The organism is Campylobacter sp. IFREMER_LSEM_CL2256 (genome assembly GCF_025771645.1).
Taxonomy (GTDB): Bacteria; Campylobacterota; Campylobacteria; order Campylobacterales; family Campylobacteraceae; genus Campylobacter_D.
Window position 1 is genome coordinate 102,926 of the sequence record NZ_JAKMQQ010000003.1, and the last position, 11,929, is coordinate 114,854.

The window sequence follows — 11,929 nt, forward strand, 5'->3', positions numbered from 1 at the left end:
CTAAATCAAAAAACTTTCCCTGCTTTAACAAGCTCATCAGTCAATAAACCTTTTTCTTCTATATGTTTTTGGGTTTGTTTTAAAGTTTTTTCATCCAAAGGAACTAATCCTATTTTTTCTAATTCTGCCCCACTCTTAGCTAAATCATCGCTCATATAAATTTTTGCAAATTCAAATACTTCTGGATTTTTCTTAGCATTCATATATATAAATAAAGAACGAGCTAATTTATATTTTCCCTCAGATATATTCTTCTCATCAGCTTTTACACCATCAACGTAAGCAGCATTAATCTTATCATTATTGCTAGCTAAAAATCCGTATCCAAAAAGCCCAAAAGCTTCTTTATCAACAGAAAGTTTTGAAACAATTAAATTATCGTTTTCACCACTTGGTATAAATGCTCCATCTTGGCGTATAGTTTTATATGCACCTTTGTATTCAGGAATTTTTTTAGAAATATCTACCATTACAAGCTCTTCTATACTATCTCTTGTTCCTGAACTTGATGGGGGACCATAGATTGTAATTTTTCTATTTGGTAAATTTTTATTGATTTGTTGCCAATTTGTATAAGGATTTGGGATTAATTTTCCATCTTGCGGAATTTCTTTAGCCAAAGCTAAAAATAACTCATGTAAGCTTATATTTAACGGGGCATTGATTTTATTTTGAGCTAAAACTATGCCATCATAACCTATCATAATACCGACTATATCACTCACACCTGATTTTTTACAAGTTTCAAATTCACTTGGCTTAATTGCTCTTGAAGCATTAGAAATATCAGTAATACCCTCGCAAAACACTTTAAAACCACCGCCTGTGCCAAGACTTTCAACTATAGGTGTTTTTGTATTTTTTATAACAGCATATTCTTCAGCAACAAAAGAAGTAAAAGGATAGACAGTAGATGAACCTGCTATTTTTAATTCTACTGCTTCTAAACTAACAAAGCAAGCCATACTTAAAGCTAAAAGTTTTTTCATTTTTTCTCCTTAGTTAAAAAGTAATGAAAATTTAAAAAAACTTGGAAACATTTTGGATACATGTATTTTTTGATATAATTTTTATATGTTAAATATTATTTTGATAGAAGATGATAAAGACTTAAACGAATTAATCACACTAAGACTTAGCCAAGAAAATATAAAAATTTATAGTTATTTTGATTTTTTTGACTTAGAAACCTTTCTAGATACAAATGAAATAGACTTAATCATCATGGATAGAAATTTACCAAGTGGCGATAGTGTAGAGATGATAAAACATTTAAGAAAAAAAGGCTATATGGAGCCTGTGATTTTTCTTAGTGCAAAGACTTTACAAAAAGATATTTTAGAAGGTTTTGAGCAAGGCTGTGATGATTATATATGCAAACCCTTTGATTTTAATGAACTTTTATTTAGAATCAAAGCTGTAACTAAAAGAAATAAAACTCCAAAAGAACAAATTTCTTATCAAGATTTTACCTTATATATAGAAGACAGAAAATTAATTTATCAAACAAATACATTTGAAAATTTATCAACCCTAGATGTGGAATTACTCAAGTGTTTTTTTAATCACAAAAATCAACTTCTAAGTCGTCAATTTTTAAGTGAGCAAGTATGGAAAAATGACACAACAAGCGATAAGACAATCAATACAGCTATTTTAAGATTAAAACAAAAAATTCCACAAATTAAAGAAAATATCATTTCAGTGCGCTCGGTGGGTTATAAATTGTGTTAAAAATAAAAACATTTTTTCTTTTTACACTTGGATTTTTTTGTATTGCTTTTTTTATATTGTTTTATTTTTTCAATGAAAGCTATATCAATACTACGGTAAAAAATACTTATGAGCAAAAACTAAAAACACTCAATGATATTTTACAATTTCAGTTATTAGATACACTAAATTCCAATAACATCAAGCAATTTGCTCAAAATACCAGAGCAGATTTTATCATTAAACAAAATGATGATATTTTTTCATCATTAAAAGATTATTCTTATTTTTTAAATCACTTTGAGTCTAATTTTACCCATGATTTTTATAAGCAAAAAGAAATTTATTTTAAAGCTTATGCTTATAAAAACTATCAATACATCATCATCGTATATCCTAAAATACATTCTTTGATACAAAATTTTTGGATTAAAAATATTATTATTTTTTCTTTCTTTTTACTTGTACTTGTTGTGTTTTATTTTGTTGTATTTAATTTTTTCAAAAATTATTTTCAAGAATTATTATTGTTTGTTAAAAGTATAAAATCAAATACTAATTTCATTTTAAAATATAATTTTGTTTATGAATTAAAAAATTTAAATTTACGCTTATTGAAAATTAAAAAATTACTCATCAAACAAGAATTAAAAAACAAAAAACAAGCTAAGAAAATTCAAACCAAAAACACCCAACTAAGCAATGTAATCAGCGCTATATCACATGAGCTTAAAAATCCTATAAGCGTTATAGATTTGAGCTTGCAATCTTTAAAAGAAACCAATGATGAAAATATGAAATTATTTTTACTTGAAAAAATTCACAAACAAAGCATAAAAATCAACCAACTAACACATAAACTCAATTTTGTTTTTAATCTTAATTTTAATTCTTTAAATTTAGAAAAATTTGACCTATATGCTTTAAGTAAAAATTTATTAGAAAGTTTTAGAGATGATAGGTTGAAAATTCAAGGCCAAACAAGCTTTATCATAGCGGATAAATTTCTCATAGAACAAGTTATCATTAATCTAATAGATAATGCTCTAAAATACAGTAAAAAAGAGGTACTAATCATCATAAAAAATCAAAATTTTACTATCATAGACCAAGGTATAGGCATAGAAGAAAAACACCTTAAATTTATAACAAAAAAATTCTACAAAGCAAACTCAACACACAACAACTCTTTTGGACTAGGATTGTTTTTAGTTAAAAAAATACTCACTTTACACAAAAGTTCTTTAAAAATTCAATCTAACCCGCAAAAAGGTAGTGTTTTTTCTTTTAGTATTAATTTATAATTTTATGAATACGCTTATTAATGTATTTTTAATGTAGTTCTAACTAATATAACAAAAATAATTCATAAGGAGAAAAAATGCTATCTAAAGAAGTAGTGGCTTTATTAAACGAGCAAATCAATAAAGAAATGTATGCAGCAAATTTGTATTTGAGTATGAGTTCATGGTGCTATGAACATAGCTTTGATGGTGCGGGTGCGTTTTTGTTTGAGCATGCAAGAGAAGAAAGTGATCATGCTAGAAAACTCATCACTTATTTGAATGAAACTGATTCTAAAGTAGAATTAAAAGAAGTTAAAAAACCTGATAGTGATTTTAAATCATTGCTTGATGTGTTTGAAAAAACTTTTGAGCATGAGCAAAGTATCACTGCTTCTATTAATAATCTTGTAGATTTTATGCTTTCAAGTAAAGATTATTCTACTTTTAATTTCTTGCAATGGTATGTAAGCGAACAACACGAAGAAGAAGCACTTTTTAGAGGTATAGTAGATAAAATCAAACTCATAAGCGATAATGGCAATGGCTTATACATGGTAGATCAATACATCAAAAGCTTAATTAATAAATAATTTTTAGCTTCCGTAAATTTGGAAGCTAAATATCTTTTAATTTAAAAGAATTCTTGCAAAATAAAAGTAAATTTGCTAAAATACTTTTTATTTAAAAGGATTTTTATGCAAATGAATGAAATTACTGATAAATTAAAATTTATACTCCAAAAAGAAGGCATAAAAAACGCCAAAGATTCTGATGTGGCTAAAATGCTAAATATCAATCCTGATACCTTTTATGGTATGAAATTTAGAAATTCCATACCTTATAAACAAATACTTCATTTTTTAAATGAAAGAAATATCAATATCAATGCATTTTTTTATGAAAACTCTCTTGAGGGCAATACTCCAGCACTTGATTTAAACTATAATGTCTTAAAATATTATGATGTTAATGCTTCTATGGGAGGTGGAGCTTTAAATGATAATGTAAGTTTTTCAGAAGTGATTATAGATGAAAAACTAAGTGATTTTTTTGGCTCTAAAAATTGTGATATCATCCCATGTATAGGCGATAGCATGGAACCTGAAATAAAAGATGATTCTTTATGCTTAGTAGATAAAAGTAAAAGCTTTAAAGAAGGTGGGGTTTTTGCAGTAAACACTAGAGATGGTTTGTTTATCAAACAAATTTTTAAAAGTAATAAAGGTGGGGTTTATCTACACTCTTTTAATCTAAGTTATGCAGATGTACATTATCAAAATGGCGATTTTTTAATCGTGGGTAAGGTAGTGGGGACTATAAGTAGAATTTAGTATGTAGCAAATAACTTCTTTTTCTATATGATAATTTTTATTATTTAAATTAATAAAAAATAAATATAAATATATTTTAAGTTAATTTTTATTAAAAAATAGTCACAATTATACTTTAATAGTTAATAGATAATAAATAAGAGTATTTTTATCTTTTAACAAAACACGCGAAAGGGAAGTTATGAAACACAAATTAGCTAAGGTTGCTACCTATGCCTGTTTAGCCTTAGGTATAAGTTTAAGTTCGCAAGCTTTTGCTTCTTCAGAGCCTAGAACTCTTGATGGTTATGTAGCTCAAGAGGATGCATTTTTTGACTATCTTTACAAACATCACCCTATTTTTAAATATGAAAAAGAAGGGCGTTTGGTAGGTAAATTTACTCATAGTGATAGAACAGAAAACTGGGTTTTAAATCAAAATGGGGCTAAATTTGCTGCTGAGCATGATTTAAAACAAGCTTCTATTACTTATCGCTTGCCTTATGAATCTTTTTTGGATTTTCCAAACAAATTTGTAGGCCCAAAAAAATGCGGTGAGTGTCACCCTGCTCAATATGCTTCTTGGGAGCGTTCTCGCCATGCAAAAACCGTGCGTTTTCCGCATGAAATGGAAGAAGTTGGTGGAGCTGAAGGTTTAAAAAAACCTATGTATAACTCTCAAGCTACTATTTTACCTGATGGAATTTATCCAAATGATGTTTATGCTCTCATTGGAACACCAAGAACAAAATATGGTTTTATAGATAGATGGCTTGTGCGTGGAACCTACCATGTTGAAGATGGAAATTTGAGTGATTTAAGTGGTAAATTAACCGCTGGAGGCAATCAATTTTCAAGACTTTGGAGTGAGTTTTTAACCCCTGAAATGGCACAAAAAATAGCTGCATTTGCACCTGGTTTTCCTACCAAAATGGAAGATTTTGGAGGAAATGGTTCTCAAGTATGGGGAACAAACTCTTATGCTGCAACTTATAAAGAAAAAGCAGTTTTCCAGCCTGCTACTGCATATTGTGAAACCTGTCATACTTTTAAATTTGACTTTAAAAATAAGGAAGAATTTTACAAAGCACTAGGTAATCCAAAAGAACTTCAAAAACATACCATCTCAAAAGGTATTACTTGCGAGGAATGCCACGGGGCTGGAGCGCATCTTTATGGAGCAAGAGGTGCGGGTATGCCATCAAATTGCGAAAGATGTCATCAAAGATTTTCATATAATGAAACCGATGCTAAAATCAATCCTAGAAAACCTTTCAATGCGTATTTTAAATCAAGTTGTCCTGCATGTGGAACAGAAGGTGCTCAAATGTATTCTTCAGCGCACTATGATAAGGGTATGAGATGTAATACTTGTCATGATCCACACGAAGTAACTTTTAATGATTGGAAAAGCGGTTATACTAAAACAAAACTTAAAAAAACTTGTAAAGATTGTCATGAAACCCAAGCTAGCTTTTTCAAAAAAGGCGGAATTCACGCAAAAGATAGCTGTACAGCTTGTCACATGCCAAATATGATGAGTTGTGAAAACTTTGGAGCGGTTCAAAACCCTGATAAAGGTGGATTTGACAATGTTAGAGCCTCTCATATATGGAATATCAAAGTAGACAAAACCGCAAAAACACTTAACCCACCAGAAGGCAAAGAAAGATCGCCTAAAGTTGGTGGTTGGACTATAGCTAGAGATGATGAGGGTAGATTTTTCCTTGATTTAATGTGGAGTTGTGGTAGAACTAGTTTTAGTGATATTAATCTAATGGGTCCTGGCGCAAGTGGTTGTCATAGCCCTGTGCAATCAACCTTGCCTGAAAAACTTCACTTTAGTAATCAAGAAATGATTTATGATAAAGTAATGGAGTGGCAAAACCCTGTTAAAGAAGGCTATGATAAAATTAGAAAAGGCATAGCAAATATTGATAAAACTTTTGCTGAAAAAACCAAACTTTCAATAGAGCAAAAATCAAAAGTGCTAAGCCTAACTAATCAAGCTCAAGCCATAGCTGATAGACTAGAAAAAGATGGTTCTTGGGGTGTTCATGGACCTGCTTATTCTAAGAAAATCATAGAAGAAGCTTTAATTTATATCCAAGAAGCACAAAATATCCTAAATGGTAAATAAAAACAAAGGAAGAATGAAAAATTCTTCCTTCAAATAAGGAGCTAGTCTTGAAAAATTTAATCACTCGACTTTTTATTGTCCTTTTTACTCTTTTTATGCCATCAGGATTTATTTTTGCTGAGGCTAATGGAGAAATAGGCTCAATAGAAGGTGTAAAAAGCATTAGCTTAGTGCAAGCTCAAGAAATGCTAGATCAAAATAATACTTATTTTTTTGATGTCAACTCAGAGCAAGATAGACAAGCTAATGGCTATATACCTAATTCTATATCAACCTATGTGGAAAATTGGCAAAATTTATTACCTAATGATAAAAATGCAAATTTAGTATTTTATGGTTTAAATCGTTTTAGATTTGAAGCTTCTCAAGCTGCTGCAGTTGCTATAGAACTTGGCTATAAGAACTCTGTTGTAATGCTTGATGGCATTGAATCATGGATAACTTCAGGTAGAAAAGTTGAAAAAATAGACACAGTTAAATGGGAAAAAGCTAAAGAAATTATCGAGTTTAAAGATACTATCCACTCAAGATTTAAATTTAGCAATACCCCATCTTGTCGTGATTGTCATGCTCAAAAAGGTAAAGGCATTAGAGCTGATATTGCAGCAAGTAAAAACTTAATCAATCAAAAATGTGCAACTTGCCATGAAAAAGCAAGCAATGCTTTAGCAAAAAGCGCTCATGGAGTAGAAAAGTTTTTACCCGCTCAAGATATGCAAAAGAAAAAAGAAAAACCATCTTGTGCGACTTGTCACTCTATTCATATTACCCCAAAACATTCAGGAATTTATTCACAAAAACAATTAGTCGATCAAAAATGCGCACAATGCCATAAACAAAAAAGCGCGACTTTTCATATGACTTTCCATGGTAAAGGCATGTTTTTAAGCACTCCAGGTGAAACTCCAAGTGTTGCTACTTGTTCTGATTGTCATGGTAAACACAATATTTTAAAATCAAGTGAAAGAAGCTCAACTCTCTCGTCAATTAACCGTGTTCAAACTTGTAAATCATGCCATCCAAATGCAAATGAAAATTTCGTAAATTGGATGGCACATGCTGATCATAGCGATGGCGAAAAATATCCTGGATTACATGGTGCTTATATATTCATGACTATTTTGGTAATTTCTGTATTTGTTTTCTTTGGAGCCCATACTATACTTTGGTGCTTGCGTTTAATTGCTATGCGTATAAAATATCCTAAAGAATGGAAAGAAGCAAGAAAAGCAGCGCATGAAGATAAAGTAAGAGTAAGAAGATTTAGCACTTTCCATAGAATTCAGCATTTTTTTATGGCAGCTAGCTTTTTGGGTCTTGCATTCTCAGGTTTACCGCAAAAATTCTATGATTCAGCGTGGGCTAAACCTATGATTGATTTAATGGGTGGAGATATCATTAATGCAGCAACCATACATCATATTTCAGCCATAGTAATGTTTGCAGTATTTTTCTCTCATATTGGAGAAATCATTATTGTAAATTGGAAACGCCGTGATGTAGCAAGGGATCCAATCACTGGCAAAATAAGCTTTATGAAAGTTTTAAAAGCTACTTTTGGGCCTGATTCTTTAATGCCAAATTGGCAAGATTTTAAAGATATGAAAGATCATTTTAAATGGTTCTTTGGTTTTGGGCCAAGACCACAATTTGACCGCTGGACTTATTGGGAAAAATTTGATTATCTAGCAGTATTTTGGGGTATGTTTATCATTGGTATTTCAGGGCTTATTTTATGGTTTCCTGCTTTCTTTGGTAAATTTTTACCAGGTGAAGCAATCAACCTAGCAACCCTACTTCACTCTGATGAAGCTTTACTTGCTACAGGATTTATTTTTGCAATTCACTTCTTTAATACACATTTTAGAGCAGATCGCTTCCCTATGGATATGGTGATTTTCTCAGGAAATGTTAGTGAAGAAGAGATTAAACAAGAAAGAAGCGTATGGTATAAACGCTTAAAAGAAAGTGGAAAATTAAGCACTTTATATGAAAATAAAAGTAACTTCAAAGCATATCAATGGCTAGCTAAACTTGCAGGATTTGCAATGCTAATCACTGGTTTGGTATTTTTATTTTTAATGCTTTATACTTTCTTTAACACTATCTTATAACCTTATTCGCTATAATAGCGAATAAGGACTTTTCCTAACTTTTTCAAGGATTTTAAATGTTTAAAACAATACTCACACTTAGTTTTTTAAGTATTTTTTTTATAGCATGTTCTAATGAAGAAAAACTTGATTCTAATTTAATCTCAAATGGCACACAATTTTCTAAAGAAAATTTGCAAAAAGCAAATGATTTAGATAAAAAATCTTATGAAGAAATAGCTCATTTATTTAAAGATAATACAAATATAAAAAGTGATGATAAAAATATTTTAATCATTTTTAGCGCAAATCACTGCCTTTATTGTGATAAATTAAAAGAAGAAATTAAAAATGATAAAAAAATACAAGAACTTATAAAAGACAAATACAGCTCATATTATATAAATATAAGCTATAAAAAAATTCATACATTTTATAAAAACCATAAAAGCGACTTAAGTACAACTGAACTTTCTAGTATTTATGATATAGTAGCCACCCCTACTATTGTAATTTTAAACAAAAACAGCCAAACTTTACTAAATTATCCTGGTTTTATTAGTGCAAAAAGATTAAGCGCTACAATGGAGTTTTTAAACCAAAAAGAAAATCAAAATTTAGACGAAGCAACCATAGCGCAAAAACTTATACATTTTTATAAAGAAAATAATATTTAAAGGTTAAAAATGCAGTATTTTTTTTCTTTTGCGATGAGTTTTTTACTAATGAGCATATACGCCATAGCTTGTGCTGTGGCGACCTTTATAGAAAATGATTTTGGTATTAGTGCGGCTAAAGCTTTGATTTATAATAATGCTTGGTTTGATATGTTGCATTTATTACTAGGTTTAAATTTAATCGGAGTGATATTTTATAACAAGCTTTTTCAAAAGAAAAAATACTCTATCTTGCTTTTGCATTTATCTTTTATAGTGATTTTAATCGGCGCTGGACTTACTAGATATTTTGGCTTAGAAGGAGGAATGCATATAAGAGAAAATGAAAGCTCTAACACCATAGTTACTAGGGAAGAATTTATAAAAATTACTGATTTTGATACTAATGCTAGTTTTGAATTTCCTATTAGCTTTACCCCACTAACTCAAAAGCATTTTGAAAAAACTATTGACTTAAATGGCGAAAAATTAATCATAAGCTCCATCAAATACACTCCGCAAAAAGATTCTATTACACCTGCTAGCTTAAAATTAAACATTAATTATCAAAAAGCAAATACACAAATAATCTTAAATCCAAATTTTACAAATAAACAAGCAGTGCATTTTAACTTGCAGGGAAAAAATTTTACTATCAATTGGGGGCCCAAAGAAATCAAACTTCCTTTTGCGTTACACTTAAAAGATTTTATACTTGAGCGTTATTTAGGCTCTATGAGTCCATCTTCTTATACTTCAAAAATTCAAATTATAGATGAGCAAAATAATATTAACTTAGATTATGATATTTTTATGAATAATGTTCTTGATTATGGTGGATATAGATTTTTTCAAAGCTCTTATGATCAAGATGAGAAAGGCACCATACTTTCAGTCAATAAAGATCCTGGTAAAATTCCTACTTATATAGGTTATACTTTATTAATTTTAGGATTTTTATGGGTTTTATTTGACAAAAACTCAAGATTTCATCGTTTAAGTGTTTATTTAAAAAAAGGCCAAAGTTTTGTATTGTTTATTTTGCTTTTTGCAAATTTACAAACTCCACTTTTTGCACAAGAAAATAAAAATGAAATTTTAAATTTAATCTCAAATTTGCAAAAAAATTCCTATGAACATTCTTTAAATTTTACAAAATTACTTGTACAAGATCATAATGGTAGAATCAAACCTTTAGATACTTTGGCAATGGAATTTGTTTATAAAATCACTCAAAAAGAAAAATTTTTAAATCTTCACTATGATCAAATTTTTCTTGCAATGATGATTTATCCTAAAGAATTTAGAAAAATCAAAATGATAGCTACAAAAACAAGCAAGCTAAGAGAATTAATAGGCACAGATATAAACGAAAAATACATAGCATTTGATGATGTGTTTGATAATGGGATATATAAACTGAGTAATTATGTTGAGGAAGCTAACCGCAAAAAGCCCTCACTAAGAACTAGCTTTGATAAAGATTTGCTAGCCTTAGATGAAAAAATAAATCATGCATATTATATTTATAGTGGTCAAGCTTTAACTATTTTTCCTGATATTAATGAGCAAGGTTTAAAGTGGTATTCTCCGGTGCAAATTTTACCTTTTGCAAAAGAAGATGTAGAGCGTTTACAAATGCTTTTGGTTAGCTATTTTTTACAAGTTCGTAATGGTGTTGAAAATAATCAATGGCAAGATGCAAATGAAATTTTACAATCCTTAAAAGACTTTCAAAATCATTATGGAAGCAGTGTTTTACCACCAAAAGAAAGATTAGATCTTGAAATACTGCTTAATCATTATAATATCTTTGATAATCTAACTTTTGTTTATATTAGCTTTGCGTTAGTTTTTTTCTTTTTAAGTTTTTATACTATATTAAAAAATATTTCTTTATCTGCCTTTGTATATAGATTTTTTTACATCATTTTAAGTATGTGTGTAATCATACATGCACTAGCTTTAATCATTCGTTGGTATGTAGGTGGGCATGCTCCTTGGAGTAATGCTTATGAAAGCATGATTTACATAGCTTTTGCTTGTGTGATAAGTGCTGTGATATTTTTTAAAAAATCACTTTTGGCTTTATGTAGTGCGAGCTTTTTAGCAGGTATTTCACTTTTTGTAGCTCATCTTGGCTTTATGGATCCTCAAATTGGAAATCTAATACCTGTTTTAAAATCATATTGGCTTAATATTCATGTTTCTATTATAACAGCAAGTTATGGATTTTTAGCACTTTGTTTTATTATAGGGATTTTGAGTTTAATTCTTTTTACTTTAAGAGGTAAAAATAAAAATATAGATTTAAACATCACCAAACTACACTGCGTTAATGAAATGTCCATGATAATAGGGCTTGCAATGCTTACAATAGGAAATTTTTTAGGCGGAGTTTGGGCTAATGAAAGCTGGGGAAGATATTGGGGTTGGGATCCAAAAGAAACTTGGGCTTTGATTTCTATTGTAGTTTATACCATGGTATTACATTTAAGATTTATTTTCAAAACTTATTTTATTTTTGTTTTTGCAAGTGCTAGTGTTTTAGCCTTTTATAGTATATTAATGACTTATTTTGGAGTAAATTTTTACCTTTCTGGGCTTCATTCTTATGCAAATGGCGACGCCTTCCCTATACCAACTTTTATATATGTTTTGATTGTGCTTAATTTTGTTTTAATTATTAGCGCAGGAAGAAAACGGGATTTAAATACGCCTAGTTTCTAAA

At 29.5% G+C, this 11,929-nt stretch carries 9 protein-coding genes; 8 read left to right on the plus strand and 1 reads right to left on the minus strand.

The window, feature by feature from the left end:
* Nucleotides 1-5: 5 nt before the first annotated feature.
* A complete protein-coding gene (locus tag L8U00_RS02470) occupies nt 6-989 on the minus strand; it encodes a substrate-binding domain-containing protein (protein ID WP_263708406.1) in 984 nt (327 codons plus the stop codon).
* Between the two features lie 85 nt (nt 990-1,074).
* On the opposite strand from L8U00_RS02470, the gene L8U00_RS02475 reads away from it, so the two are divergent.
* From L8U00_RS02475 to ccsA, 8 genes are all read left to right on the plus strand, one after another.
* Nucleotides 1,075-1,734, plus strand: coding sequence for a response regulator transcription factor (locus L8U00_RS02475; protein WP_263708407.1), 660 nt, complete (start codon nt 1,075-1,077; stop codon nt 1,732-1,734).
* Nucleotides 1,728-3,017 carry a sensor histidine kinase gene (locus L8U00_RS02480; protein ID WP_263708408.1) on the plus strand — a complete coding sequence of 430 codons (1,290 nt, stop codon included), beginning with the start codon at nt 1,728-1,730 and terminating at the stop codon, nt 3,015-3,017. Before L8U00_RS02475 ends, L8U00_RS02480 begins: the two co-directional genes overlap by 7 nt.
* Nucleotides 3,018-3,094: 77 nt before the next feature.
* On the plus strand, nt 3,095-3,589 hold the full coding sequence (ftnA, locus tag L8U00_RS02485) for a non-heme ferritin (RefSeq protein ID WP_012661514.1): 495 nt from the start codon (nt 3,095-3,097) through the stop codon (nt 3,587-3,589).
* A 105-nt stretch (nt 3,590-3,694) separates the two neighbouring features.
* On the plus strand, nt 3,695-4,330 hold the full coding sequence (locus L8U00_RS02490) for a helix-turn-helix transcriptional regulator (RefSeq protein WP_263708409.1): 636 nt from the start codon (nt 3,695-3,697) through the stop codon (nt 4,328-4,330).
* Nucleotides 4,331-4,511: 181 nt separating this feature from the next.
* A complete protein-coding gene (locus L8U00_RS02495) occupies nt 4,512-6,449 on the plus strand; it encodes a cytochrome c family protein (protein WP_263708410.1) in 1,938 nt (645 codons plus the stop codon).
* A gap of 95 nt (nt 6,450-6,544) precedes the next feature.
* Nucleotides 6,545-8,563: a rhodanese-like domain-containing protein gene (locus tag L8U00_RS02500; protein ID WP_412175419.1), complete on the plus strand. Its 2,019-nt coding sequence runs from the start codon at nt 6,545-6,547 to the stop codon at nt 8,561-8,563.
* A gap of 56 nt (nt 8,564-8,619) precedes the next feature.
* Nucleotides 8,620-9,219 carry a SoxW family protein gene (locus tag L8U00_RS02505; protein WP_263708412.1) on the plus strand — a complete coding sequence of 200 codons (600 nt, stop codon included), beginning with the start codon at nt 8,620-8,622 and terminating at the stop codon, nt 9,217-9,219.
* Nucleotides 9,220-9,228: 9 nt separating this feature from the next.
* Entirely contained in the window at nt 9,229-11,928 is a 2,700-nt protein-coding gene (gene ccsA, locus L8U00_RS02510) for a cytochrome c biogenesis protein (protein WP_263708413.1), read from the plus strand.
* Nucleotide 11,929 lies beyond the last annotated feature (1 nt).